Here is a 24402-nt window from a genome sequence, read left to right as displayed (position 1 = left end):
CGACATGACTTCGTTGACTCAACATTCCGCAGCGCCGGTGCGGATGGAACGCCTGGCCCTGCCCGCGACCGACGGCTATCCGCTGTCCGCCTACCGCTACCACGCGCCGGGCCACGCCCATGGCAACCTGCTGGTGGCCGGCGCGACGGGCGTCGCCCAGCGCTTCTACCGGCGTTTCGCCGAACACGCCGCGCGCCAGGGCTTCGACGTACTCACCCTGGACTATCGCGGCATCGGCGAATCCGCGCCGGCAAGCCTGAAGGGCTTCGCCATGTCCTACCTGGACTGGGCCTACCGGGACCTCGCCGCCGCCGTCGAGCTGCTCGGCCGGGAGGAGCGGCCGCTGTACTGGGCCGGCCACTCCTTCGGCGGCCACGCCATCGGCCTGCTGCCCGACCATGGGCGGCTCGCCGCCTGCTACAGCTTCGGCAGCGGCGCCGGCTGGAGCGGCTGGATGTCGCGCCGCGAAGCGCTCAAGGTGCGCCTGCTGTGGACCCTGGTGCTGCCGCCGCTGGTGGCCTGGAAAGGCTACATGGCCTGGAGCCTGCTGGGCATGGGCGACGACCTGCCGCTGGGGGTCTACCGCGACTGGAAGCGCTGGTGCCGCCATCCCCGCTACTATTTCGACGACCCGGCGATGCGCCACCTCCACCAGCGCTACGCCGCAGTGCGCACGCCCTGTCTGTTCGCCACCGCCCTGGACGATCCCTGGGCACCGCCGCGCTCGCGGGACGCCTTCGTCGAGGCCTACCGCAACGCACCGCTGGAAACCCTCGACCTGCGACCCGACGGTGGGCCGCTCGGACACATGGGCTACTTCCGCGCCGGTGCAGAGGCGCTGTGGGACGACGCCCTGCGCTGGCTGAGACGGCATCCGGAGAACGCCTGAAAGACCAGCGAGAGCGCGCCATGCACCCGTTGCCGTTGTCCCTTCGCCTGTTCGCCGTCGCATTCTGGCTGGGCGTGGTCGCCGTGGAGTTCCTTCTCGAACGCAGCCGCGCCGAAAGCCGCGACCGGGGTTTCGCCGGGAGACCGCCACCAAGGCCGACAGCTTTGCCGGGGTGAACCGCTACTCCCGGCAGATCGCCCGCATCTCCCTGCTGGCCATCCCGGCCGGGCTGCTGGCCCTGGGCTGCGGCCCGTACCTGATGCGACAACGCTGAAAAATCCGCCGACTGTCCATTTCGCGACGATGACTGGCGCTTTTGCCGGCGCAGGCCGCCCGCGCCTGCCTTACCGTTCCCCGCTCTTTCAGACACGGGAGCAGGGCAATGCCGCTTGCCAGTCATCTGCGTTGCGTGGCGCTGGCGCTGGGGATCTCCACCGCGCTGGGCTGCGCGAACCGCAACCAACCCGCGCCACGCGCGGAAAGCCTCGACCCTGGCCTGTCGAGGGTGGCGGGAACCCGCGGCGACGCGCCGCCCGCCCAGTGGTGGACGCTCTATCAGGACCCTGGGCTGAACCGCCTGGTGGCCGCCGCGCTGCGCCACAACCGCGACCTGGCGGCGGCCGATGCCCATGCCCGCGCGCTCCTCGGCCATCTGCGCGGCGCACAGGGCGAACGCTGGCCACGGACCGAGGTCGGCTATGGCTACCAGTATGGGCGCGACGGCGACGACCAGACCCTCGCCGAAGCCACCGACGAGGACGTACGCAGCCAGTGGAAACACACCGCCCGCCTCGACCTGTCCTACCAGTTGGACCTGTGGGGCGAAGTCCGCGCCCGCATCGCCGCGGCGAAGGCGGATGCCGAAGCGGCGCAAGCGGCGCGCGACCTGCTCAGGGTCAGCGTGGCCAGCCAGACCACCCTCGCCTACGTCCGCGCCTGCGCCCTGGCGCGACGGGCAGAGGTACAACGCCGATCGGTCGGCCTGCTCGACGCGAGCCTGGCGCTGAGCGAACGCCAGCTCGCCGCCGGCCTTTCCAGCGAGCTGCAGCGACGCCGGCTGCTGGCCTTGCGCGAGCGGACCCGCGCCGCGCTGCCGATGCTCGAGGCGCGGCGGCGCGCGGCACTCTACGAACTGGCGCTGCTCAGCGGGCGCTCGCCGCGCCAGTTGGACGCTCCTGCCGCGACCTGCGCCGGCATACCGCAACTGCGCCGTGCCCTGCCCACCGGCGACGGCTGGAGCCTGCTGGCGCGCCGCCCGGACGTCCGCGCGGCCGAGCGCCGGCTCGCCGCCGCCGACGCCCGGCGCGCGCTGGCCGAAGCCGAGCTGTACCCGCGCATCAGCTTCGCCGTCGGCGCCGAGACCTCCGCAGTGACCCTCGCCGGCCTCGGCGGCAGCGGCGCGCTGGCCTACGCGGCCGGCCCGCTGCTGAGCTGGCGCTTCCCCAACCGGGAAAGCGCGCGAGGCCGCCTGGACAGCGCAGCGGCAGAGCGCGACGCCGCCCTGGCGCGCTTCGACGGAGCGGTGCTCGGCGCCCTGCGCGAGGTCGAGCGTGCCCTGGCGCTGTATGCCGGCGAGCGCCAGCGGCGTGCCGACCTCCAGCGTGCCCTCGACGAGCAGCGCCACGCCTACCGGTTGGCGCGCAGCAACTATCGCGCCGGCGCCCTCGATGCCCTCGAGCTGCTCGACAGCCAACGCAGCCTGGTCGCCGACCGGGCGCGCCTGGTCGACGCCGAGATGCGCGTCGCCGAGCGCCAGGTCGAACTGTTCCGGGCTCTCGGCGGCGGCTGGCAAGCCGCTCCCAGCCCCTCCCACCAGGATAACGGACAATGAACCAGGCAATCAGGGAACCCATCGAACACACCACTGGCGAAACCATGCCAGCAGCCACGCGCCGGCGCCGAACCTGGCTGCTGGGCGGCCTCGCCGGCGCCATCGCGCTCGCCGCCCTGCTGGCCTGGTGGTGGAGCAGCGGACGCTTCCTGGAGGGCACCGACGATGCCTATGTACGCGCCGACTGGGTGGCGGTCAGCGCGCAGGTCTCCGGCTACGTCGCCGAGGTGCTGGTGGCCGACGACGCCGACGTCCAGGCCGGCGACCTGCTGCTGCGCCTGGACCCGCGCGACTTCCGCCAGCGCCTGCGCGCCGCCGAGGCCCGCGAAGCGGCGGCGCAGGCGGCGCTGGAAGCCCAGCGCGCGAAGCTGGAGACCCTCGATCGGCAACTGCTGGAGCAGGTGCAGACGATCAGCCGCGCCCGCGCCGATGGCGAAGCGGCGCGAGCCGAATGGCGCCGCGCCGAGACCGACTGGCGACGCTACCGGCAATTGGCCGACGAGCATGCCACCAGTCGCCAGCGCCTGGAGAACGCCGACGCGGCGCACCAGCGAGCGCGGGCGGCGGCGCGGCGGGCAAGCGCCGAGGAAGGCCGCCAGCGCGCCGCCAAGGACGTACTGAAGAGCCGGCGACGCGAGGCGGAGGCGGCGCTCGCCCAGCGCCAGGCGGAGCTGCAGGAAGCCGCGGCGGCGCGCGAACTGGCGCGCCACGCCCTGGACGATACCGAAATCCGCGCCCCATTCGCCGGCCGCGTCGGCCAGCGCAAGGTGCGCCTGCGCCAGTACGTCACGCCGGGGCTGCCGCTGCTGGCGGTGGTGCCGCTGGAGCAGGCCTACGTGGTGGCCAACTACAAGGAGACCCAGCTCGAACGCATCCGTCCCGGGCAACCGGTAGAGCTGGAGGTGGACACGTTCGGCCGCCGCTGGCGCGGCCGCGTCGACAGCGTGGCGCCGGCCTCCGGCGCGGTATTCGCGCTGCTGCCGCCGGACAACGCCACCGGCAACTTCACCAAGATCGTCCAGCGCTTCCCGGTGCGTATCCGCCTGGACGCCGACGCCGCCGAGCGGGGCCGGCTGCTTCCGGGGATGTCGGTGATCGCCACCGTGGACACTCGCGAACCGGACGGAGCCTCCGCCGATGAGCGCTGACGACAAGGTATCGCTGCGTGCCTGGGTCGCCGTCACCGGCGGCCTGTTCGGCTGCTTCATGGCCGGCATGAACGTGCACGTCACCAGCGCGGCGCTGCCGGAGATAGAAGGCGCGCTGGGAGCCACCTTCGAGGAGGGCTCGTGGATCTCCACCGCCTATCTGGTCGCGGAAATCAGCATGATCCCGCTTACCGCCTGGCTGGTGGAAGTGTTCTCCTTGCGCCGGGTGATGCTCCTCGGCTCGCTGGTGTTCCTGCTCAGTTCGCTGAGCTGCGCGCTGGCGCCGAACCTGTCGACGCTGATCCTGATCCGGGTGATCCAGGGGGCTTCGGGGGCGGTGCTGATCCCGCTGTCGATGCAACTGATCCTCACCGAGCTGCCGTCCAGCCGGATACCCCTCGGCATGGCGCTGTTCAGCCTTTCCAACAGCGTGGCCCAGGCCGCCGGCCCGTCGATCGGCGGCTGGCTGGCGGATGCCTATTCCTGGCGCTGGATCTTTCTCCTGCAACTGTTGCCGGGGATCGCCCTGCTGGCCGCGGTGGCCTGGTCGATCCGCCCCCGCGACGGCGACCGCGAACGCCTGCGCCAGGCCGACTGGCTCGGCATCGGCGCGATGGTCGCCGGCCTCGGCGCGCTGCAGATAGTGCTGGAGGAAGGTGGCCGCCGCGACTGGTTCGAGTCCGGCTTCATCCGCACCTTCGCCGTCCTCGCCGTGCTCGCCCTGCTGCTCTTCGTACAGCGCCAACTGTGGGGCGCGCGGCCGTTCATCAACCTGCGCCTGCTGGGCAGCTACAACTTCGGCGTGTCCAGCCTGGCGATGGCGGTGTTCGGCGCGGCGACCTTCGGCCTGGTGTTCCTGGTGCCCAACTACCTGTCCCAGTTGCAGGGTTTCAACGCCCGGCAGATCGGCGACAGCCTGATCCTCTACGGCCTCGTGCAACTGCTCCTGGCGCCGCTGCTGCCGCGCCTGATGCGCTGGCTGAACCCCAAGCTGCTGGTGGCCGGCGGCTTCGCGATCATGGCCCTGGGCTGCTGGATGGGCGCGCACCTGAACGCCGACGCGGGACGCAACGTGATCATCCCCTCCATCGTCGTGCGCGGCATCGGCCAGCCGCTGATCATGGTCGCGCTCTCGGTACTGGCGGTGAAGGGCCTGGACAAGGCCCAGGCCGGCTCGGCCTCGGCGCTGATCTCGATGCTGCGCAACCTCGGCGGCGCGATCGGCACCGCGCTGCTGACGCAACTGGTCTCGCTGCGCGAGCGCTTCCACTCCGAGCGGATCGGCGAGACCCTGACGATCTTCGACGGCGCCCTGCAGCAGCGCCTGGGCGGTGGCCAGGTGCGGATACAACTGCCGGAGCAGCAGCAGGCGCTGGCCCTGCTCGACCACGGGGTGCGCCAGCAGGCCTACCTGATGGCCTACTCCGACGCCTTCTACCTTTCCTGCGTGGCGCTCCTGGCCTGCGCCCTGGCCTCGCTGATGCTGCGCCAGAAGGACTGAACTCAGTCGCCCTCGGCCACCCCGTAGGCGGCGCCGCGGCCGAAATAGAGGCTCGGCGAAACGCCCAGGGTCCGGCGAAACATGGCGCTGAAGGCGCTCTGGCTGTCGTAGCCGAGGTCCAGTGCGACCTCGAGGATCGAGTGCCCTGCCGCCAGCGCATCGAGGCTGGCGAGCAGGCGCGTGCGCCGCAGCCACTGGACGAAGCTGAGACCGGTTTCGCGCTGGAAGGCGCGGGTCAGGGTCCGCGGGCTGACGCCCAGGCGACGCGCGGCATCGCCCAGGCTCCAGTCGGCGGCCGGGTCGGCGCGCAGGCTGCGGCACAGCGCCGCCAGTCGCGGATCGACCGGCTGTGGCACGTGCAGGGCGAGGATCGGCAGCACCCGCAGTTCATCGAGGATCAGCTCCATCACCCGCTCGTCGCGGCCACCCGGCGGGTAGTCCGGGGCGATCCGCATCGCCGCGACGATCAATTGCCGCAGCAACGGCGGCACGTCCACCACCCGGCAGTCCCGCGGTAGGTCGTGGCGCGCCTGCGGGGCGATGAACAAGGTGCGCATGCGCACCTGGCCGGCGAAACGCAGGGCATGCTCGATACCGGCCGGCAACCAGACACCGCGTCCCGGCGGCACCACCCAGGTGCCCTCGGCGGTGCCGACCGTGACCACCCCGCTGAGCGCATGGATCAATTGCGCGCGCGAATGCCGGTGCAGCTCGACGCGCTCGCCGTGGAGATAATCCTGGGCATAGGCGAAGACCGGACGGGTGGAAGGCAGGTCGATCAGCATCGGGCGGGCCTTGGCGGGCAGTGGGGGCGCTGTCTTTTTACCAGCCGCGCCATGCTAACGACCAGTCCCGGCGAAGCACGCCGGCGCTCGCCGCGACGCGGCGAGCGCGCTACCCTGGCCGCCCCGGCGTGGCGCGACTGCCTGGCGTATCCGCCGCGCCATCCCTCCCCAAGTACAGGAGCGAAACCAGCATGGCCTCTTACGCGGAACTGTTCGATATCGGAGAAGACTTCGCCGCCTTCGTCGGCCATGGCCTGGCCACGGAACAGGGCGCGGTCGCGCGGTTCCGGCAGAAGCTGGAAAGCAACGGGCTGCCGAGCGCGCTGACGGAACGCCTGCAACGCATCGAACGGCGCTATCGCCTGCTGGTCGCCGGGGAAATGTGGTGCCCGGACTGCCAGATCAACCTGGCCGCGCTGGACTTCGCGCAGCGCCTGCAACCGAACATCGAGCTGGCGATCATTTCCAAGGGCCGCGCCGAGGACGACCTGCGCCAGCGCCTGGCGCTGGAGCGAATCCCGATTCCGCTGGTACTGGTGCTGGACGAGGAGTTCAACCTGCTCGGACGCTTCGTCGAACGGCCGCAGGCGGTGCTCGACGGCGGTCCGCAGGCGCTTGCGGCGTACAAGGCGGGCGACTACCTGGAGCACGCCATCGGCGACGTCCTGGCGATCATCGAAGGCGCGGCGCGCTGAGACAGCGCCTGCGCCCGCTTCTCAGTGCCGCGAACAGCCCGCGCCAAGGCCTCGGTACTGCAAGCGATGTAGGCGTCCGGCGCTGTCGCGGTAGAGCATCACCAGCGGCACCACGCCACAGGTGGCCGGCACCGGCGTGACGGAAAGCACCCGCTCGATGTCCAGCGGCATGCCGTAGTCGTAGCGCTCGATCGGCGGCAACTCTTTCCCGTCGTCGTCCGCCGCCTGGACCTGGGACCAGCAGGACAGCAGCAAGGCCAGCAAGAACGAGGTTTTCATGAGGTCTTTTCTCCATGCTGCGCCCCGTCGGACGAGACGCTTTGCGAATAGGCCCGAAGCAACCAGGCGAGGTCGGTGAGGATCGCGGCCAGGCGCCACTCGCCGGCGGCCGCCAGGCGGGCGCCGGCACGGCGTGCGTGCCGCGCGGCGAGCGGCGGATCGCGATGGCGGACGGCGATGGCTCGCAGTGCGCGCTCGATCCACCGCGCCTCCGCGGCGGCCGGGTCGAGCCCGGCCAGGGCGCGCCACAGGCGCCGCGACTCGCGGCCGAGTTGCAGGGATACGAAGCCCAGGCGCAGGGCCAGCGCGCTGCGCGGATGTTCCATGCCATGCAGCGCGCCCAACTGGGCGATGCGATGCTGCTGGCGGGCCTGCCAGGCATGCGCGTCGAAACCGGCGCGACGACGCAGCAAGGCGAGGGTCTCGCGGCGCAGATGGTCGAGCAGCGACGCCGAATGCCGTTCCAGGTCCTTCGGCAGCAGGCGGTAGACCAGCAGGCTGATGCAGAGCGCCAGCACCCAGGCGCAGGACTGGTTGGCGAAGTCGCCGAAATCGAAGCGGGCGAGATTGCCGGTGGCGACCAGGGTGTTGAAGGCGATCAGGTAGGCGATTCCCTGCAACGCCCGCCTGGGCACTGTGGTGGCCTGGATACCGAACGACCAGAAGAAGGCGAGGCACAGCAGCAGCAATGGAAAACCGTTGATCAGCGGTAGCAGAAGGAATTTGCAGAGCAATGCGGCAGGTATCGCGTAGAGCGTGCCGCGAATGAAATTGCGCGTGCCCTCGGCGGGAAAGGGCGAGGCTGCCAGCAGCGTGCAGTAGGGGCCGAGCACCGCCAGCAGGGTCGGCCCCTGGTCCCACCCGCTGAGGAACCACAGGGCGCCGCCGACCAGCATCGCCAGCCAGGCTCGCGCGCCGTTGCGCAAGGCCTCGCGGTAATGTCGATGGAAGGCCGCTGGGCGGACGTCGGCGCGGGCCCGGCCGTCGAGCCGGGCGAACCCCCGCAGGGCGGCCTGCAGGTCATCCAGTTGCTCGTCGAGACGCTCCATGAACAGCCCTTCGCGACAGGCATCCGCTTGGTCTGTCGGAAGTCCGCGCCGAATCGCCGCCAGGCGACCGCGCAAGCTCGCGAGCCGTCGCGCGGCGCCGGCGAAGTCGAGCTCGCCGCGCTCCAGTTGGCCGCCCAGCAGGCGCAGGTCGTCGGCCATCGGCAGCGCCAGTCCACGCTCCGCCAAGCGCCGGGCCCAATGCGTCTCGCCGGCGAAGCGGAACTCCATCAGCGTGGAAAACAGCGCCGCCAGGCCACCGCGGATCGCCGGGAGCGCAGCGCTCAGCGCCCGCGACTCGGCGCGACCGACACCCAGCAGGTCGTCTACCGCGTAGACCTCGCCGGCCAGCGTCCGGCGACGGCGCTCCAGTTCCCCGTCAGCCGCACCGGCATGCCGCGCAGCGACCAGCGCCAGCGTCGCCGCGCAGAGCGAGACGAGACGCTGGCGCACCCGCCCGGACACGGTCCTGCGGCTGAAGAGCACGGTCACCAGGCTCAGGCAGCAGACCCCGACGATTACCGCCGAGGCGCGGGTGACGATGTGCTCGAAGGCCGCCTCGGGCTCGACCATGGCCGATCCCAGCGCCAGGCACACGGTGTAGCCGGCGACCACCGCGGCGGTGGCGTAGAAGTGCCGGACCAGGCTCATGACGCCGACGCAGAGACCCAGCCAGAAACCCAGGGCGACGACGAACAGCAGCATCTTCTGGGCGAACAGCGCGGTCAGGACGAAGGCAGCGAGCGTGCCGACCAGGGTACCCACGGCGCGCCACCAGCCCTTGCCGACCACCGCTCCCTGCACCGGATTGATCAGCAACAGCACAGTGGACGCCGCGGAAAACGGCGAATCCAATTGCAGGTAGAGCCCCAGGCCGAGCGCCAGAGCGGCAGCGCCGATGCTGCGCAGCACGTAGTCCAGGCTGTCGGTCCGCCAGGGCAACGGCAACGCCGCGTACCAATCGCGCCCGCCGGACGCCGACGCCGCCATCAAAGGTACTCCTGCAACCAGCGGGTCAGCCGCCAGTGCCGCGCGGTCCCCGCCTGCAGCACCTCGACACTGCCGGTCATGCCGGCGGCAAGCACCACGCCCGCCGGTACCCGGTCGAGTTCGATGCGCACCGGCACGCGCTGCGCCAGGCGTATCCAGCTGAAGTTCGGGCTGACCTGCGGCAGGCCGCTGTCGGCACGGCTTTCGTTGAGGTCGGCGACACCGCGACCGATGCTCGCGACATGGCCGTCGAGCAGCGGATCGAACCCCATCAGCTTGATCGTCGCCGGCGCGCCGACCTGTACATTGCGCAGCTTGGTTTCCTCGAAATAGCCGGTGACCCAGAAGCTTCGCCGATCGACGATGAAGATGTTGGTCCGGCCCGCCGCCGCGTAATCGCCGGGCTGCACGCGCAACTGCGTCACATAGCCGTCCACCGGCGAGCGCAACTCGCTGCGCCGCAGGTCCAGCCGCGCCTGGTCGAGCGCCGCCCCGGCGGCCTCGGCGCGGGCGCGGGCGATACGCAGGGCGCGACCGGCGTTGGCGACCTCCTCGCGCGAAACCGCGCCGGCCAACTGCATGCGTCGGCGCCATTGCTCGTCACGTTGGCGCAGGGTTTCCCGCGCCTGCTCCAGCTCCGCCTCGCGCTGGCGCACGGCCAGGCGATAGCTGCGCGGATCGATGCGGTACAGCGGATCGCCGCGGGCCACCCGCTGGTTATCTGCGACGAACACCGCCTCGACGCTGCCGGAGACTTCCGGCGCGATGCGGATCACCTGCGCGCTGACCCGCCCGTCGCGGGTCCAGGGCGCCAGCACGTAGGCTTGCCACAACTGCAACGCCAGGCACAGGGCGAGCAGGCCGCAGGCGAAGGTCGCAGCCACCTTGGAAAGACGAACGATGGACATGGGGACCTCGGCTCAGAACTTCAGCACCAGCACGGACAGCACGATGAACGACAGGAAGAAACGCAGCAGGCCGGGATGCCAGGCGCATTCCAGCCAGCGCCAGGCGAGGCGCTCCAGCAGCAGGTAGAGCGGCATCGCCAGGCACAGGTAGAGGAACAATGGCGGCACGTAGAGGCCGGAAACGGAGACTTCGCTCAGCATGCAGGGCACCAGGGTATCGAGGGCGCGGAGCGGTCGGCCGCTCCTGTCGGGTTGACGAGCACAGGCTACGGGTCGTAGCGATTTGCAAATATCGACTACTCAGCCAGAAAATAATCGAATTCGGACAACCACAGGACCTGCCGTGAGCCGTGAACCGCAGACCTACCTCGCCCAACGCTTCGATCCCGACGCGCTCGGCCAGCCGGCCCTGGCCCTGCAGCTGGAGGCCCGGCACAACGACACCGAAGTGCCGGTGCACCGGCATCGCAAGGGCCAGCTGGTGGTGGCCTGCCGCGGCGGCATCACCTGCACGGTGCCCGATGGCCTGTGGATGGTGCCGGCCGGGTTCGGTGTGTGGATTCCCGGCGGCATCGCCCATAGCAACCGGGTCACCGCCAACGGCAAGGTCTGCTTCCTCTTCGTCGAGCCCGGGGCGGCACGCCTGCCGAGCGACTGCTGCACCCTGGCCCTGTCGCCGCTGGTCCTCGAACTGATCCTGCACCTGAGCGCGCAACTGCAGGACTATCCGCACGACGGCCCGCTCGCACGTCTCGCCGGGGTGCTGCTGGAACTCCTGGAACAGGCGCCGACCGAACAGCTCTACCTGCCGCTGCCGGACAACCGCGGCCTGCGCCGCATCGCCGACGAACTGACCCGCGCCCCCGGCGACCGCGCCAGCATGGCCGAATGGGCCAGGCGAGTGGCGATGAGCGAGCGGTCCCTGGCGCGGATGGTGCGCCGGGAGACCGGCATGACCTTCGGCCAGTGGCGCCAGCAATTGCAGATCATCATCGCCCTGCAGCAACTGTCCGCCGGCGTTTCGGTGCAACGCACCGCCGAGATCCTCGGCTACGAGTCGGTCAGCTCGTTCATCGGCATGTTCCGCAAGGCGCTCGGCAGCCCCCCGGCCCGCTACGTGCGCGACAGCATGCGGCGGCCAGCCGACTGAACGGAGGTCGACGGAAAGGTCTTGCAGTTCGTCAGCTGTTCTCCCCCGAGGCTGGCACTCGAAGGCACTTCTGGGAATAATGCCGCCCTTTTTTCTCCAGGAGGATCAGATGGTTACGCACTTCTTGAGCGAATCCGGCCAGGCAGCCTGCGGACGCGGCGACAGCAACGTGAACGGCTCGAGCGACGTCGGCCAGGTCAGTTGCAAGACCTGCCGGCGCACCAACGCCTTCGCCCAGGCCCAGGAAAACGCCGCTCCGGCCAGTGCCCCTGTCACCCCCACCGCCGCTGCGCCAGTGATCGACAAGGCCGCGCCGCGGCCGAAAGCCGAGGCCAGGCTCGCCGCCGCGCAGCGCCAGGACCGCGATGCCGCCCGCAAGGCCTGGCAGGCGCGTCTCAACGAATTGTCCGGGAAGAACCGCATGCCGCGCTCGCGGCGCCGCGCGCAAGCCTATCTCTGAGCGGTAGCGGTACTTCGCGGCGGATGTCCGCACGCGGTCATATCCGTCCTGCCCAGCACAACCGCGCGTCCCCTCATCAGGCCAGGCCCTGCGCCTCCACCAGGGCCAGGCCGTCGAGGGCGCCGGCGAGCATGTCCGGCAGATGGCGCGGCTCGTCGGCCAGCTCGGCCAGCTCCGACAACCGATGCGCCGCCGTCAGCAAGGCGATCCGCCGACGCTCCAGGCGCCGACCGCTGAAGCGCTCGTAGGCGGCGACGATGCGCTCGGTGAGGTCGGCATCGATGAACGCGGAATAGATGAATTCCTGGTGCAGCGGACCGATGCCCGCGTCGGCGAAGTCGTACACACCGTTCAGCCGCCCGGCCTCGCTATCGAATGCCATGTTCCAGCCATGGCCGTCGAAGAAGCCGAAGATCGAACCCAGCGGATCGGCAGGCAGCTTGGCATATTCCCGCACCAAGCGTTCCGCGCGTTCGCGCCAGGCCGCAGGCAGCAGCGGCAAGGCGCGCCTGCGCATCGCCGCAGGCGACTCCCAGGGACGCACCGGCAAGGCTCCAACCGCCCGCATGCGCGCCGGTGGCAGTCGATGCAGCTCGGCGTAGAAGCGCCCCAACGCATCGCCGACCGCCTGCCGTGCGGGTTCGTCCAGGCGCCGGTAGTCCTCGCCCAGGAGGTAACCGCCAGGCAGTTTCTCGTGGCGGGAAAACAGCGGCGGTCCCGCAAACACCTGCGGCGCCGGCACCGGCAGGCTCACCGCCGGACGCACCAGGCGTAGCACGGCGGCCTCGCGCAGCAGCGCCGCCTCGGCCTCCGCGCCGCGCGGAAACTTGAACACCCAGCGCCCTCCGACCTCCACCGCCGTGGAATGCCAGCCCGAGGCCAGGATGGCGAAAGTGGCGTCCGCCAGCTCCGGACAGGCCGCCACTATCGCCCGGCGATATTCCTCCAGGGCACGCGGTTCCTTCACCGACGACTCCGCGCGACCATCGCCACGATCGCCTCGTACAGTTCCCGCCGCGCCTCTTCCGGGGCGATCTCTTCGGTGGCGGCCGCGTGCGACAGCGCTTCGGCGGCGCCGATCATTGCGCGCAGAGCGGCGACGGTCAGCCGTCCGCCGCCGGCGAAGGGCTCCAGCACGGCGCGGCACTTGTCCATGAAGAGAACCTCGTAGTCGCGCTTGATCCGCTCCAGCTCCGGCGAGCTGGCGAGGGCCGCGACCACCCCGGGAATCTCCCGGCCTTGTTGCATCACGCAGTCGACATAGGCGCGGGCGATGACGTCGGCGCGCCCCTCCAGGGTCGCCTCGCTCGCTTCCAGGGCAGCCTCCATCAGCGCCGTCTGGCGCAGGTCGTAATCCTGGTAGAGCGCCGCCAGCAGGCCGGCGCGGGTGCCGAAGTGGTCATAGACCACCGGCTTGGTCACCCCGGCCTGCTCGGCCAGGCGTCCGAGGGTCAGCGCCTCGGTACCTTCTTCGCGGACCAGCCGCCAGGCCACCTCGAGCAACTGGCGCTGGCGCTCGTCGCGGGACAGGCGGCGGCGTGGCGACGGGTCGTCTGGGGAGTGCGTTGACATAGATAACCTACTAAAAGTAACTTACTAAAGGTAACCTACGGAAAGTAGGTTTTACCCAGACTATCGACTTGCCCCCCTTCCCGCAATTCCCGGAGGAATTCGCCCATGCATGCCCTGATCGTCGTCGCCCATCACCATCCTCGCTCTCTCACACATGCCCTCGCCGCGCGCATCGCCGAAGGCGTGGTCCGCGCCGGTCATTCCGCGGAAACCGCCGACCTGGCGGCGGAAGGCTTCGAGCCGCGCTTCGGCCTGGCCGACCACGCCGTGCATCGCGGCCAGGCGTCGCCTCCCGCCGACGTCCTCGCCGAGCAGGCGCGCATCGATCGCGCCGATACCCTGGTGCTGGTCTACCCGATCTACTGGTGGTCGATGCCGGCCCTGCTCAAGGGCTGGATCGATCGCGTGTTCTCCAATGGCTGGGCCTTCGACTACAGCATCGGCGGCGACCTGCGGAAAAAGCTGCAGCGCCTGCGCGTGGTGCTGGTCGGTGTCGGCGGCGCCGATGCCGGCACCTTCGAGCGGCACGGCTACGCCGGGGCGATGCGCACCCAGATCGACCATGGCATCTTCGATTACTGCGGCGCACGGGTGGTCCGTTCCGAACTGTTGCTGGAATCGGAGACCGCCGATCCGATCCGGCATCTGGACCAGGCCCTGCACATCGGCAGCCAGCTCTTCGCCGCACGCGGCGCGCAGGGGGCCGCCCAGGCGCAGCCGCTGGAGGCCTGACCCCAGGTCATTCGGCCAGGTGCATGGCGAAACCGGCCCGCTGCGGGGCAAGTTCGTCGCGCAGGGTCAGCGCCGGGATCAGGTAGTCGCCGCCGTTCTGCCGGCGGAACGGGATCGGCGCAGTGCGCTGCAGGTCATCGAGGCGCCGGCCCAACTGCTCGCTCAGCGCGGCGAAACGCTCCGCGTCGATCCGGCCGCTGCGATAGACGACGAACGGCGGCAATACCTCGAAGCCGGGGTAATGCAGGATGCCGTGATGGATGGGGAACAGCAGGTCGTCCATCGGTCCGTTGATACCGCGCGCGGCGTAGTGCGACTCCCAGCCGCCGGCGGTGACTACCAGCATCGCCCGCTTGCCCTGCATCCGGCCCTCGCCGTAGCGGTCGCCCCAGTGGCTGTCGGAATGTTCGCCGACCCCGTAGGCGAAGCCGCAGGCATAGACGCGATCGATCCAACCCTTGAGGATCGCCGGCATGCTGAACCACCAGAGCGGGAATTGCAGGATCAGCGTATCGGCCCAGCGCAGCTTGTCCTGCTCACCGGCGATGTCGACGCTCTGCCAACCGTTCTCGAAGGCGCGCAGGGAAGTTGCGGAAGGATCGAAGCGTTCGCTGGCCTCGCGCTCGAGGCTGTCGCCGGCATCGAGCACGGCCTTCCAGCCCATCGCGTAGAGGTCCGAAACCTGCACCGCATGGCCGGCCGCCTCGAAGCGGGCGACCGCGAAGTCCTTGAGCGCACCGTTGAGGGAGCGCGGCTCGGGATGGGCATAGACGATGAGTACGTTCATGGCGGGTCTCCGGCAAAAGGTGGGCGCAGGATCGGCCATCGCCGGATATAGTTGAAATGAATATCCGAAATTCCAGGTATATGGATGATTAATCTCCGGAGACTGGACCTGAACCTGCTGGTGACCCTCGACGTGCTGCTCACCGAACACAATGTGACGCGCGCGGCGGAACGCCTGAATTTTTCCCAACCCTCGGTGAGCGTGCACCTGGCCAAGCTGCGGGCGATCTTCGACGATCCCTTGCTGCTTCCCGGCCCGCGCGGGATGCGCCCGACGGCGCGGGCGGAGGAGCTGCGCGAGCCGTTACGCCTGGCCCTGGAAGCCCTGGAGCAGGCGGTGGCGCCGGCCGCGCCGTTCGATCCGACGCAGTCACGGCATACCTGGCGCGTCGCCGCCACCGACTACGCCGAGTCGGCGATCCTCCTGCCGATCCTCGCCAGTCTTCGCCGCCAGGCGCCGGGCAGCCGCCTGGCGGTGCTGGAGCTGGCGCCGACGCGAATCGTCAGGCAGGCGGAACGCGGCGAGATCGACCTGGCCTTCCACACCCTCGAAGAAGCGCCGCCGGGACTGCGCTGTCGCCGGCTGTTCAGCGAGCGCTATGTGCTGGCCGGGCGCGCCGGGCATCCGGGGCTGCGTCGGCGACCGACGCTGAAGCAGTTCTGCCGCCTCGAGCAGGCGATCGTCTCGCCCGACGGCGGCGGCTTCCTAGGTCCCACCGACCAGGCGCTCGCCGAACTCGGCGCGGAACGCCGGGTGGCGTTGTCGGTGCCGCACTTCCTGTTCCTCCGCGCGGTGCTGGAAAGCACCGACCTGGTGGCGCTGCTGCCGTCGCGACTGGTACGCGAGCGCGACAGGTTGCGAGTGGTCGAGGCGCCCCTGGAGGTGTCCGGCTACGACCTGGCCATGCTCTGGCACGAGCGCTCGCACCGCGATCCGGCCCATCGCTGGCTGCGCGAACTCATCGCCGCCTCGGTGTAACGCGGCGATACGCTTCGGTCGTCGCCGCGGTTTGACGCACCGTCGCGCTTTGCCCAAGCTAGCGGGCTTCGATCCACCACCAGGAAGTCCTTGGCGTGAAGTTTCCGTTCCATCCCTGGCGCCGCCTGCTGCTCTGCGCGCTCCCTTTCGCCGCCCTGCTGACGGCATGCGACGACGGCAAGAAAGAGCCCCCGCCCAAACCCGCCGAAGTCACCACCTACAACAGCGTGCCCTGGGACGCCCTGCCGGCCACCAGCGACGCCGACCTGCTCGCCGGCTTCAATGCCTGGCGCTCGGCCTGCGCGCGGCTGGCCAAGGACCCGGTATGGGGCGAGCCCTGTGCGAGCGCCACGACGGTCGCCGCCGATCCGACGGCGGTGCGCGCGTTCCTCCAGGAGCGGATGCAGGTCTATAGCCTGCGTTCCTCCAGCAACGGCGACCAGGGCCTGATCACCGGCTACTACGAACCGGTCTACCACGGCAGCCTGAGCCAGGGCGAAAAAACCCCGGTGCCGGTCTACGGCGTACCGGACGACCTGGTGGTGGTCGCGCTGGAAAGCGTCTACCCGGAACTCAAGGGCAAGCGCCTGCGCGGACGCCTGGAAGGCCGGGTGCTGAAACCCTACGACGACGCCGCGACGATCCGCGACAACGGCTCCAGCGCGCCGGTGCTCGCCTGGCTGGGCGACCCGATGGACCTGCAGTTCCTGCAGATCCAGGGTTCCGGGCGCATCCAGCTGGAAGACGGCCGGCAACTGCGCATCGGCTACGGCGACCAGAATGGCCACCCGTACAAGCCGGTCGGCCGCTGGCTGGTCGAGCAGGGCCTGGTGCCGAAGGAAGAGATCAGCATGAAGCGCATCCGCGACTGGGCCGAGGCCAATCCGCAGCGGGTCTCCGAACTGCTGGCGAGCAATCCCAGCTTCGTGTTCTTCAGCCTGCGCCCGGACAGCGACGAAGGTCCGCGCGGCTCGCTGAACGTACCGCTGACCGACGGCTACAGCGTGGCCATCGACCGCAAGGTGATTCCGCTGGGCAGCCTGATGTGGCTGTCCACCACCCGCCCTGACGACGGCAGCGCGGTGGTCCGTCCGGTGGCGGCCCAGGATACCGGCGGGGCCATCGTCGGCGAGGTCCGCGCCGATCTGTTCTGGGGCACCGGCGACGCCGCCGGCGAACTCGCCGGACACATGAAGCAGCCGGGCCGGCTCTGGCTGCTATGGCCCAAGGGGGCGCCGCTGCCCGCCTCCTGAAAACCTCCGGCCGGTGCCTACGCACCCGGCCGGGACGGCTGGCCAACGCAACGCCAGCGAGCGCCCGACACCGCCGACCAGCATCGACGGCGCCGGGCGCGCTTGCGGCAGCAACCATTCAAACGATGAATGACGCCGCAGAATCTTCTGTGATGATCGCCGCGCCAGCCGGACCTCCGCGCCTCGCCGCAGCGGCCAGGCCCCCCGAAACCACCTGTCCGTGCTACCCCCGGCAGGCGTAGCCGCGGCCGCCTGCCTCGGCAAAAAGCCATCAGCCGGCGCGCTTCGACGCCCCTCATGGCGCCCTTTCGCCAACTACCAATTCTCATAGTTGTGAGGGGAAATTTGTATCTTATTTTAAATACCCACGAAACATATAAAAACACACACAGCGAAACACTTCGGAAAACCAACGCAAGGTGGAAGTGCAATGCGTGACCGTGAATCCATTCTCATCGCTTTTCTCTCTTTCCTGACGATAAGACTGCATGGCAGCAGTTGACTGCCCTTGAGTCGACGGCACTCCGTATTTCCATAACGGTTTTTCCGGGCAAGGCGCCTCGACGCTTGCCGCTCGCGTGAGCGAGCCGGTGGGCGGCGGACGACTGGCAGAGCCCGGGAAGACTCGGTCGCCGTCTTCGCGAAAAACCAAAAATCCTTCATTTAGCCGAAGAAGCCGGCAGATGGACTCATTTTTTCGAAAAAAGGCGATTGCCAGAATGTCCCAGAACTCCCTGCTCGACCTGTACGCGCACCCGACGGTGGTGGCCCGCTTCAGCGAAATGGCAGCGCTTCATCCCCATCGCGAAGCCATCAGGGACCGTTTCGGAAGTGTCGACTATCGGCAACTCCTGGATAGCGCCGAACAACTTTCAGACTATCTTCTCGAGCATTATCCGCAGCCGGGAGTTTGTCTTGGAGTGTACGGCGAATATTCTCGGGAAAGCATTACCTGCCTGCTCGCCATACTGTTATCCGGCCATCACTACTTATATATAGACCTGAAACAACCGGCGGCCTGGAATGCAGAGTTGTGCCGGCAGGTCGACTGCCGCCTGATCCTCGACTGCTCGACCACGCCGACGCCGGCCAACGGTCTTCCCTGCGTCCCGGTCAGGCACCTGCCTGCCGCTCCAGCCTCGGTCGCCCGGCCATGCTTCGCGGCGGACCAGATCGCCTACATCAACTTCTCCTCGGGCACCACCGGCCGCCCGAAAGCCATCGCCTGCACCCACGCCGGCATTACCCGCCTGTGCCTGGGCCAGTCGTTCCTCGCGTTCGCTCCGCAGATGCGCTTCCTGGTGAACTCGCCGCTGTCCTTCGATGCGGCGACCCTGGAGATCTGGGGTGCGCTGCTCAACGGCGGCTGCTGCGTGCTGAACGACCTCGGCCCCCTCGACCCGGGCGTGCTGCGCCAGTTGATCGGCGAGCGCGGAGCCGACAGCGCCTGGCTCACCGCCTCGCTGTTCAACACCCTGGTGGACCTCGACCCGGACTGTCTCGGCGGCCTTCGCCAGTTGCTCACCGGCGGCGACATCCTCTCGGTGCCGCACGTGCGCCGGGCGCTGCTGCGGCATCCGCGACTGCACCTGGTGAATGGCTACGGACCGACGGAGAACACCACCTTCACCTGCTGCCATGTCGTCACCGACGACGACCTCGAGGAAGACGACATCCCCATCGGCAAGGCCATCGCCGGCACCGCGGTGCTCCTGCTCGACGAGCAAGGACAGGAGATCGCCGAGCCCGACCGGGCCGGGGAGATCGTCGCCTTCGGCGCCGGCCTGGCGCAGGGTTATCGGAACGATGCGGCGCGCACCCGCGCCAGCTTCGTCGAGTTGCCCTATCGCGGCCGCCTCCTGCGTGCCTACCGTACCGGCGACCGCGCTCGCTACGACGAGCAGGGCCGGCTGCGCTTCATCGGCCGCGGCGATGGCCAGGTCAAGCTGAACGGCTATCGCCTCGACCTCCCCGCCCTGGAACAGCGCTTCCGCCGCCAGCCGGGCATCCTCGACTGCGCCCTGCTGGTCCGCGAGCGCAACGGCGTCAAGCAACTGCTCTGCGCCTGGACGGGAAAAGCCGACGCCAGCCCGCAGGCCCTGCTCCGCCAACTGCCCACCTGGCAGCGCCCGCATGCCTGCGTCCGGGTCGAGGCCTTGCCCTTGACGGCACACGGCAAGCTGGACCGCGCCGCCCTGCTGCGCCGCCTGGAAGAACCGCTGGAGCGCTGCGCCAGCGCGCTCGATCCCGACCAACGCGGCTGCGCGCAGCTGTGGAGCGAATTGCTGGGTTGCGAGGTCGGCGCCGCCGACCAGGATTTCTTCCTCTGCGGCGGCAACTCGTTGCTCGCCCTGCAACTGGTCGCCCTCTGTCAATCGGCGGGTGCGGGAGCAAACCTGGGACTCGCCGACTTGCAGGCAAACTCGCGCCTCGACCAGTTCAGCCGTCTCCTGCGCAGCCACGGCCTGGCGCCGGAGCGTCTGCTGGAACGGGCGGCGACGCCGGAGCAGCCGCTGGTGCTGTCGAGGAGCGCGGCATGAACGTCGGTCTCTCCGCGGAGGTGCGCTACCACTGGTTCCGCGAGCACCTGGTGGTGGTCGGCGATTGGCACCGCCTGTCCCCCTCCGAGCGCGACCGCCTGCGGCACCAACCGATGCCGGATGAGGCCGCGCAGTCCTTGCGCGTCGACCTGTCGCCCTGGTCCTGCGGGATGGTCTTCAGCGAGCTGCTCGGCGCCGACCTGACCCGCTTCGGCCTCTGCTACCTGGCTCCGGCCGAGGTGCCGGCATCCGACCTGACGCGCCTGGGACGGCGCCTGCGCGAAGAGTTCCCGTTGCTCGACAGCCAGGTGGACAGCGGCGCGGAAGGTTTCGAACTGGTCGTCCACGGGCGGCCCGAGGAGAGCCCGGCGCTGGAAGTCGGCCCCTTCGCCGACGAAAACGCGCTCATCGCAGCGCTGCTGCAACGCCCGCATTCCCTGTTCGAGCGCGGCCTGCTGCGACTGTTCCACGGGCGCTGCGGAGGACGTGCGCGCTGGGGCGTCTGGCTGCATCACCTGGTCGCCGACGCCGACTTCGCCAGCGTGCTGCTGGCCCGCCTGGCCGTGCTCAACGCCGACCCCACGACCGAAGCGGCGGCCCCCGAGTTCGGCTTCCTCCAGCAGCAATGGCGCCTGGAGCGCCAGCTGCGCGAGCGCAGGACCAGGCTGGAAGACTACTGGAGCGAGCGCGGCGAGGCGTTCCGTGAACTGGCGAACCTGCCCTGGGCGGAGCGCGCCAGCCATTGCGAGGATTTCCGCTTGGCTGCCACGCCAGGAGGCGGCGAAGCCGCCCTGCTGACCCGGCTCGCCTGCGCCCTGGCTCTCGCCCTGGCCAGCCAGGGCGCCACCGGCAAGGTCTTGGCGCTGACCCCGGTCAGCCTGCGCAGTCGCCGAGGCACGGCGGTTTCCGGTTGCTGGCTGAACCTGGTGCCGCTGTTGCTGGACGCCGCGACCGCCGAGGACACCTTCGAACGACACAGGCTCGAGGCCTTCGAGCACAGCCTGCTGCCGGCGGAGGCCATCGCCGAACGGGCCGGGCTGCGCTATGCCGACGCCCAGGTGATGATCAATGTCATCGACCAGCCATTCCGCAGCGCCGGGTTCATCCACCGGCCGACACTGAAGAGCCGCCTGCCGCTGACCCTGACCCTGGTCCGGCGCGACGACGGCGGCTGGGACGCCAGCCTGGCCAGCCGCTTCGGCCGCGAACGGACCCTGGCGCTGGCGGCGGCCATGGCCGAGGCGCTACGCCCATGCTGATCCTGCTGCCTGACTTCATCGGCCACCCGAGCTGCTTCCGCGGGCTGCTGGCACGCCTCGACGCAACGGACTGCCGGCTGGTCGACTACCACCGGCTGGATGCCTACGCCAGCATCGAAGCCCTCGCCAGCCAGGTACTCGACGGCCTGGCGGAAGAACCGGACTGGCTGATCGGCTATTCCTTCGGCGGCCTGGTCGGCTACGAGATGGCCCGCCAGTTGCCGGCCAGCCGCCTGCTGATGATCGACAGCCACCTGCCCTGGCCGGCCCTGCGGCGAATGCCGCCGAGCGAGCAATACCAGCGCTGGCTGAGCGCCGAGATGCGCGAATGGATCGCCCTGATGAGCGAGCTTGGCGAACTGCGCGAAGAGGTCCTGCTGCGCAATGTCGAGCTGTTCGGCCGCTGGCAGCCCCGCCATCGCCTCGCCCGCGCCAGCTGGGTGCGCTGCCGGGACGACGCCGGCCGCGACCCGGCCGCCGAACGCTGGTGCGACCTGATCGAGCGGCTCGACACCTTCCCCTGCGAGCGTCCGCACCACCTGGCCCTGCAGGACCCGGCGGTGATCGATTTCATCGTCCACACCGTCAGCAAGGAGTCCGTCCAATGAAACACTATCGGCAGGTGGTATCCCCGCAATTGCGCCAACAGGCGCTGGACTGGATCCTCGCCGCGGCGCAGCGGCCGGACCCGGCGCTGGAACCGGAATTCGACATCGCCGACGACGAGCGCCGCGAGGCGAAGAAGGTGCGCAACCTGCACCGCCACGACCCGCTCTTCTGGGACGACTGGTTCGCCCGCTCCGGGCTCGACGCGCTGGTCCGCGACCATCTGCGCAAGCCGCGCCTGCTGCGCCACGCGGCGTTCATCAAGCGCCACGCCGACGAGTCCTACATCCCGCTGCACCAGGACATCGCGCTATGGGAGAAGCGCTACGAAAGCGCGCAGACCTTCTGGGTCGCCCTGACCCCGTCGCGGAACGACAACGGTGGGATGTTCTATTACCCCGACGACCGCACGATCTTCCCCCACGAGTTCGACCTCGCCTACCCGATGTTCAAGTGCATCGACCTCCAGGCCAACGGCATTTCCCGCGAGCAACTGGTGGATGCCGAGCTGGACGCCGGCGACGTCCTGGTCTGGCCCGCCCGCACCGCACATGGCAGCCACAACAACCGCAGCGGCGAGCTGCGCATCGGCATGCCGATCGTCTTCGTCGAGGACGACGAATTCCACCAACTGAATCGAGAGGACAGCATGAAAACCTGGATCGCTTCCAACCTGAAAAGCGTGTTCCCGGACGAAGCAATCACCGAGGACAACCTCGACCACTATCTTCCGCAGCTGTGCGACTACTCGCTGAAGATGGTCACCTTCCTCGCCCGTTTCTCCCGCCAGTTCGGCCATGCGCCGAAGATCCACGACTTCATCAGGGAGCCGCGGCTGGCGACGCTGTCGGCCTCGGACGCGGGAGCGAGACGATGATCCGGGTCATCGACTGCACCCTGCGCGAGGGGTGCCAGGCCCGCCAGTGCAGCTTCGACAGCGCGCAGTCGGTCCAGCTGGCACGGGAAATCGCGGCGCTGGGGGTGGATATGATCGAGTGCGGCCACCCGCGGATTTCCGCGGACGAACGCGAGCGGGTACGCGCCGTGGTGGCGGCGGTTTCCACGCCGGTGCTGGCCCACGCCCGGGCGCGCCGGGAGGATATCGACGCGGTGCTGGAAACCGGTGCCCAGTGGGTCGGGCTGTTCGCCTCGATCAACGCGATCTCGCTGGAAACCAAGTTCAAGGGCATGAACCGCGAGGAGGTGCTCGAACTGTTCCACGACGCGATCCGCTACGCCCGCGAACGCGGCCTGCGGGTCCGGGCCACGGTGGAAGACGCCGCGCGCACCTCGGTCAGCGACCTGGTCAGCATGATCGCCACCGCGCGCGACGCCGGCGCCGATCGCATCTGCTTCGCCGACAGCGTCGGCATCCTGCTGCCGGACGAGACCTTCGACGTGCTCTCGCTGCTGCGTCACGAGTTCCCCGACGTGGTCTTCGAGTACCACGTGCACAACGACCGCGGCCTGGCCCTGGGCAATACCCTGGCGGCGATCCAGGCCGGGGTCCAGTGGCACTCGGCGAGCTGCAACGGGATCGGCGAACGCGCCGGGATCACCGACACCTTCCAGTTGCTGACCCTGCTGCACACCAAGTTCGCCGCCGACCGCTTCAACCTGAAGAACGTCCTCGCGGTCTCCGAGCTGGTCGAGGCGCACAGCCGGATCAAGCGTTCACCGATGCACCCGGTGGTCGGCGAGAACGCCTTCGTCCATGTCGCCCGCCTGCACCAGTTGGCCATGCAGGAAAACCAGGACGCCTACAGCGCCTTCGATCCGGAACTGATCAACGGCCGCGTCTCGCTGCAACGCTACACGCCGATGCACCGCCAATCCCTGTTCCTCACGCCTTTCGAGAAGTCCGCCAGCGAACTGAAGTACCACCGCCACGGCCCCGGCAAGCGCTTCGTCATGCTCGACCGGCGCCTGCTCGACGGCTCGCCGTTCTACTTCATCGCCCGCCAGTTCCACGACGTCGGCGACGGCGGGCCGGGCCACGTCGACAGCCACGTACACAACTGCGACTCGGTGTTCCTGTTCCTCGGCAGCGACGAGGACTACCGCGGCCTGGAGGTGGAAGTCCTGCTCGGCGGCCAGCTGCGCCGTTTGCAGAGCCCGGCCAGCGTGTTCATCCCCGCCGGCGTCGAGCACAGCTACCGCTACCTCGGCGGCAGCGGCACCTACATCAATTTCGTCCACAAGGGCGATTACCACGAGAGCCTACTGGAGATTACCCAATGAAGCAGTTCGACAAGCACGCAGACGCCTACAACGTGGTCCGCGGCAAGATCGCCTATCCGGATTCGCTCTACCGCAACCTCGCCGAACGCGCCCCGGCACGCGAAGCGGCGCTGGACATCGGCTGCGGCAACGGCGTCTCGACCGTCCGCCTGCAACCCTGGTTCCGCTACGTGGAAGGCAGCGACCTGGGCGAGGCGCTGATCGCCAAGGCCCGCGAGAACTACCCGGAGATCCGCTTCAGCGTGTCGCCGGCGGAAACCTTCGCGCCGCAACGCCGCTTCGACCTGGTCACCAGCGCCACCTCCTTCTACTGGATGGACCGCAAGCAGGTGCTGACGCGCATGGCCGACTGGCTGACCCCCGGCGGGCTGTTCTGCGCCTACAAGTACGACTTCCCGATCGCCTACGGGCCGCTGCGCGACTTCATCGAGCACGAACTGGTGAACAAGTGGGCCAAACACCGTGATCCGCGCCTGACCCGCTATGACGACACCCTGGAGATCATGGGCAGTTGCCCGCACCTGCGCGACTGCCGCCGCGAAGTGTTCGCCAACATCATCTTCCTCAGCCCGGAGGAGGTCGCGCTGTTCTTCCTCTCCACCAGCTACGTGACCCGCTACATCGAGCAGGAAGGCGGCGAAGACTACGCCGACCGCTTCATCGCCGCGGTGCGCGAGATCGAGAGCGCGCCGCAGGTGGCGGTGAACTTCGACATCCACGCCTTCACCGCGCTGAATCGCTGAGGAGCCGGC

General features: G+C 69.2%; 24 protein-coding genes. 16 read left to right on the top strand and 8 right to left on the bottom strand.

Going from position 1 to position 24402, the window contains the following annotated elements; all coding sequences use genetic code 11:
- Positions 1–4: 4 nt before the first annotated feature.
- From HMPREF3014_RS05890 to HMPREF3014_RS05875, 4 genes are all read left to right on the top strand, one after another.
- Entirely contained in the window at positions 5–889 is an 885-nt protein-coding gene (locus HMPREF3014_RS05890) for an alpha/beta hydrolase family protein (RefSeq protein WP_023087648.1), read from the top strand.
- A 382-nt stretch (positions 890–1271) separates the two neighbouring features.
- Entirely contained in the window at positions 1272–2720 is a 1449-nt protein-coding gene (locus HMPREF3014_RS05885; protein ID WP_023087954.1) for an efflux transporter outer membrane subunit, read from the top strand.
- On the top strand, positions 2717–3868 hold the full coding sequence (locus HMPREF3014_RS05880; RefSeq protein WP_016561669.1) for an HlyD family secretion protein: 1152 nt from the start codon (positions 2717–2719) through the stop codon (positions 3866–3868). Before HMPREF3014_RS05885 ends, HMPREF3014_RS05880 begins: the two co-directional genes overlap by 4 nt.
- Positions 3858–5369, top strand: coding sequence for an MDR family MFS transporter (locus HMPREF3014_RS05875; protein WP_003082523.1), 1512 nt, complete (start codon positions 3858–3860; stop codon positions 5367–5369). Before HMPREF3014_RS05880 ends, HMPREF3014_RS05875 begins: the two co-directional genes overlap by 11 nt.
- Positions 5370–5371: 2 nt before the next feature.
- On the opposite strand, the gene HMPREF3014_RS05870 is transcribed toward HMPREF3014_RS05875, so the two are convergent.
- Complete coding sequence (locus tag HMPREF3014_RS05870) at positions 5372–6154, bottom strand: AraC family transcriptional regulator (RefSeq protein ID WP_023087651.1); 783 nt, start codon at positions 6152–6154, stop codon at positions 5372–5374.
- A gap of 191 nt (positions 6155–6345) precedes the next feature.
- On the opposite strand from HMPREF3014_RS05870, the gene HMPREF3014_RS05865 reads away from it, so the two are divergent.
- Positions 6346–6849 (top strand): thioredoxin family protein, encoded by a 504-nt coding sequence (locus HMPREF3014_RS05865; RefSeq protein ID WP_003086710.1) that lies wholly within the window; start codon positions 6346–6348, stop codon positions 6847–6849.
- Positions 6850–6870: 21 nt separating this feature from the next.
- Here the strand turns inward: HMPREF3014_RS05865 and HMPREF3014_RS05860 are convergent, their stop codons facing one another.
- The 4 genes from HMPREF3014_RS05860 to HMPREF3014_RS05845 are packed head-to-tail and all read right to left on the bottom strand — an operon-like array spanning position 6871 to position 10282.
- Positions 6871–7128, bottom strand: coding sequence for a DUF2790 domain-containing protein (locus HMPREF3014_RS05860; RefSeq protein ID WP_003107483.1), 258 nt, complete (start codon positions 7126–7128; stop codon positions 6871–6873).
- Positions 7125–9164, bottom strand: coding sequence for an FUSC family protein (locus HMPREF3014_RS05855; protein ID WP_023087652.1), 2040 nt, complete (start codon positions 9162–9164; stop codon positions 7125–7127). The genes HMPREF3014_RS05860 and HMPREF3014_RS05855 overlap by 4 nt, the downstream gene beginning before the upstream one ends.
- Positions 9164–10072, bottom strand: coding sequence for an efflux RND transporter periplasmic adaptor subunit (locus HMPREF3014_RS05850; RefSeq protein WP_003112442.1), 909 nt, complete (start codon positions 10070–10072; stop codon positions 9164–9166). The genes HMPREF3014_RS05855 and HMPREF3014_RS05850 overlap by 1 nt, the downstream gene beginning before the upstream one ends.
- A 12-nt stretch (positions 10073–10084) precedes the next feature.
- Entirely contained in the window at positions 10085–10282 is a 198-nt protein-coding gene (locus HMPREF3014_RS05845) for a DUF1656 domain-containing protein (protein WP_003082517.1), read from the bottom strand.
- A gap of 133 nt (positions 10283–10415) precedes the next feature.
- Between HMPREF3014_RS05845 and HMPREF3014_RS05840 the strand changes: the two genes are divergently transcribed.
- Complete coding sequence (locus HMPREF3014_RS05840) at positions 10416–11222, top strand: AraC family transcriptional regulator (protein ID WP_023087653.1); 807 nt, start codon at positions 10416–10418, stop codon at positions 11220–11222.
- A 109-nt stretch (positions 11223–11331) separates the two neighbouring features.
- Positions 11332–11682: a hypothetical protein gene (locus tag HMPREF3014_RS05835; protein WP_003082515.1), complete on the top strand. Its 351-nt coding sequence runs from the start codon at positions 11332–11334 to the stop codon at positions 11680–11682.
- 76 nt (positions 11683–11758) lie between these two features.
- Here HMPREF3014_RS05835 and HMPREF3014_RS05830 read toward each other — a convergent pair whose 3' ends face one another.
- The gene (locus HMPREF3014_RS05830; RefSeq protein WP_073647858.1) at positions 11759–12607 is read right to left on the bottom strand and encodes an aminoglycoside phosphotransferase family protein; all 849 of its coding nucleotides are present in this window, start codon (positions 12605–12607) and stop codon (positions 11759–11761) included.
- 38 nt (positions 12608–12645) lie between these two features.
- Positions 12646–13254 carry a TetR/AcrR family transcriptional regulator gene (locus tag HMPREF3014_RS05825; RefSeq protein WP_003123120.1) on the bottom strand — a complete coding sequence of 203 codons (609 nt, stop codon included), beginning with the start codon at positions 13252–13254 and terminating at the stop codon, positions 12646–12648.
- A gap of 105 nt (positions 13255–13359) precedes the next feature.
- Between HMPREF3014_RS05825 and HMPREF3014_RS05820 the strand changes: the two genes are divergently transcribed.
- A complete protein-coding gene (locus tag HMPREF3014_RS05820) occupies positions 13360–13986 on the top strand; it encodes an NAD(P)H-dependent oxidoreductase (protein ID WP_003116364.1) in 627 nt (208 codons plus the stop codon).
- Positions 13987–13993: 7 nt separating this feature from the next.
- Here HMPREF3014_RS05820 and HMPREF3014_RS05815 read toward each other — a convergent pair whose 3' ends face one another.
- Complete coding sequence (locus tag HMPREF3014_RS05815) at positions 13994–14773, bottom strand: NAD(P)H-dependent oxidoreductase (RefSeq protein WP_009876095.1); 780 nt, start codon at positions 14771–14773, stop codon at positions 13994–13996.
- An 84-nt stretch (positions 14774–14857) separates the two neighbouring features.
- On the opposite strand from HMPREF3014_RS05815, the gene HMPREF3014_RS05810 reads away from it, so the two are divergent.
- From HMPREF3014_RS05810 to HMPREF3014_RS05775, 8 genes are all read left to right on the top strand, one after another.
- Positions 14858–15751: a LysR family transcriptional regulator gene (locus HMPREF3014_RS05810; protein ID WP_003082510.1), complete on the top strand. Its 894-nt coding sequence runs from the start codon at positions 14858–14860 to the stop codon at positions 15749–15751.
- Between the two features lie 95 nt (positions 15752–15846).
- Positions 15847–17004, top strand: a complete 1158-nt coding sequence (locus tag HMPREF3014_RS05805; RefSeq protein ID WP_003082509.1) for a murein transglycosylase A — start codon at positions 15847–15849, stop codon at positions 17002–17004.
- A gap of 719 nt (positions 17005–17723) precedes the next feature.
- On the top strand, positions 17724–19544 hold the full coding sequence (locus HMPREF3014_RS05800) for a non-ribosomal peptide synthetase (RefSeq protein ID WP_023087654.1): 1821 nt from the start codon (positions 17724–17726) through the stop codon (positions 19542–19544).
- Positions 19541–20803: a hypothetical protein gene (locus HMPREF3014_RS05795; protein WP_023087655.1), complete on the top strand. Its 1263-nt coding sequence runs from the start codon at positions 19541–19543 to the stop codon at positions 20801–20803. Before HMPREF3014_RS05800 ends, HMPREF3014_RS05795 begins: the two co-directional genes overlap by 4 nt.
- Positions 20797–21411 (top strand): alpha/beta fold hydrolase, encoded by a 615-nt coding sequence (locus tag HMPREF3014_RS05790; protein WP_023087656.1) that lies wholly within the window; start codon positions 20797–20799, stop codon positions 21409–21411. The genes HMPREF3014_RS05795 and HMPREF3014_RS05790 overlap by 7 nt, the downstream gene beginning before the upstream one ends.
- A complete protein-coding gene (locus HMPREF3014_RS05785; RefSeq protein WP_003120545.1) occupies positions 21408–22286 on the top strand; it encodes a phytanoyl-CoA dioxygenase family protein in 879 nt (292 codons plus the stop codon). The genes HMPREF3014_RS05790 and HMPREF3014_RS05785 overlap by 4 nt, the downstream gene beginning before the upstream one ends.
- Entirely contained in the window at positions 22283–23650 is a 1368-nt protein-coding gene (locus HMPREF3014_RS05780; RefSeq protein ID WP_003086676.1) for a 2-isopropylmalate synthase, read from the top strand. Before HMPREF3014_RS05785 ends, HMPREF3014_RS05780 begins: the two co-directional genes overlap by 4 nt.
- Positions 23647–24393, top strand: coding sequence for a class I SAM-dependent methyltransferase (locus HMPREF3014_RS05775; RefSeq protein WP_003112447.1), 747 nt, complete (start codon positions 23647–23649; stop codon positions 24391–24393). The genes HMPREF3014_RS05780 and HMPREF3014_RS05775 overlap by 4 nt, the downstream gene beginning before the upstream one ends.
- Positions 24394–24402: the final 9 nt, after the last annotated feature.

Source organism: Pseudomonas sp. HMSC065H01 (assembly GCF_001815235.1).
GTDB lineage: Bacteria > Pseudomonadota > Gammaproteobacteria > Pseudomonadales > Pseudomonadaceae > Pseudomonas > Pseudomonas aeruginosa.
This window is presented reverse-complemented; position numbering and strand designations above follow the sequence as displayed.

What these genes read in the sequence shown, in the direction of transcription:
- HMPREF3014_RS05855 (WP_023087652.1), bottom strand. Translation starts at nt 9,164, where the DNA reads ATGGCGGCGTCGGCGTCCGGCGGGCGCGATTGGTACGCGGCGTTGCCG.
- HMPREF3014_RS05825 (WP_003123120.1), bottom strand. Translation starts at nt 13,254, where the DNA reads ATGTCAACGCACTCCCCAGACGACCCGTCGCCACGCCGCCGCCTGTCC.
- HMPREF3014_RS05820 (WP_003116364.1), top strand. Translation starts at nt 13,360, where the DNA reads ATGCATGCCCTGATCGTCGTCGCCCATCACCATCCTCGCTCTCTCACA.
- HMPREF3014_RS05890 (WP_023087648.1), top strand. Translation starts at nt 5, where the DNA reads ATGACTTCGTTGACTCAACATTCCGCAGCGCCGGTGCGGATGGAACGC.
- HMPREF3014_RS05885 (WP_023087954.1), top strand. Translation starts at nt 1,272, where the DNA reads ATGCCGCTTGCCAGTCATCTGCGTTGCGTGGCGCTGGCGCTGGGGATC.
- HMPREF3014_RS05880 (WP_016561669.1), top strand. Translation starts at nt 2,717, where the DNA reads ATGAACCAGGCAATCAGGGAACCCATCGAACACACCACTGGCGAAACC.
- HMPREF3014_RS05780 (WP_003086676.1), top strand. Translation starts at nt 22,283, where the DNA reads ATGATCCGGGTCATCGACTGCACCCTGCGCGAGGGGTGCCAGGCCCGC.
- HMPREF3014_RS05810 (WP_003082510.1), top strand. Translation starts at nt 14,858, where the DNA reads ATGATTAATCTCCGGAGACTGGACCTGAACCTGCTGGTGACCCTCGAC.
- HMPREF3014_RS05795 (WP_023087655.1), top strand. Translation starts at nt 19,541, where the DNA reads ATGAACGTCGGTCTCTCCGCGGAGGTGCGCTACCACTGGTTCCGCGAG.
- HMPREF3014_RS05785 (WP_003120545.1), top strand. Translation starts at nt 21,408, where the DNA reads ATGAAACACTATCGGCAGGTGGTATCCCCGCAATTGCGCCAACAGGCG.
- HMPREF3014_RS05865 (WP_003086710.1), top strand. Translation starts at nt 6,346, where the DNA reads ATGGCCTCTTACGCGGAACTGTTCGATATCGGAGAAGACTTCGCCGCC.
- HMPREF3014_RS05860 (WP_003107483.1), bottom strand. Translation starts at nt 7,128, where the DNA reads ATGAAAACCTCGTTCTTGCTGGCCTTGCTGCTGTCCTGCTGGTCCCAG.
- HMPREF3014_RS05775 (WP_003112447.1), top strand. Translation starts at nt 23,647, where the DNA reads ATGAAGCAGTTCGACAAGCACGCAGACGCCTACAACGTGGTCCGCGGC.
- HMPREF3014_RS05835 (WP_003082515.1), top strand. Translation starts at nt 11,332, where the DNA reads ATGGTTACGCACTTCTTGAGCGAATCCGGCCAGGCAGCCTGCGGACGC.
- HMPREF3014_RS05815 (WP_009876095.1), bottom strand. Translation starts at nt 14,773, where the DNA reads ATGAACGTACTCATCGTCTATGCCCATCCCGAGCCGCGCTCCCTCAAC.
- HMPREF3014_RS05790 (WP_023087656.1), top strand. Translation starts at nt 20,797, where the DNA reads ATGCTGATCCTGCTGCCTGACTTCATCGGCCACCCGAGCTGCTTCCGC.
- HMPREF3014_RS05875 (WP_003082523.1), top strand. Translation starts at nt 3,858, where the DNA reads ATGAGCGCTGACGACAAGGTATCGCTGCGTGCCTGGGTCGCCGTCACC.
- HMPREF3014_RS05800 (WP_023087654.1), top strand. Translation starts at nt 17,724, where the DNA reads ATGTCCCAGAACTCCCTGCTCGACCTGTACGCGCACCCGACGGTGGTG.
- HMPREF3014_RS05870 (WP_023087651.1), bottom strand. Translation starts at nt 6,154, where the DNA reads ATGCTGATCGACCTGCCTTCCACCCGTCCGGTCTTCGCCTATGCCCAG.
- HMPREF3014_RS05850 (WP_003112442.1), bottom strand. Translation starts at nt 10,072, where the DNA reads ATGTCCATCGTTCGTCTTTCCAAGGTGGCTGCGACCTTCGCCTGCGGC.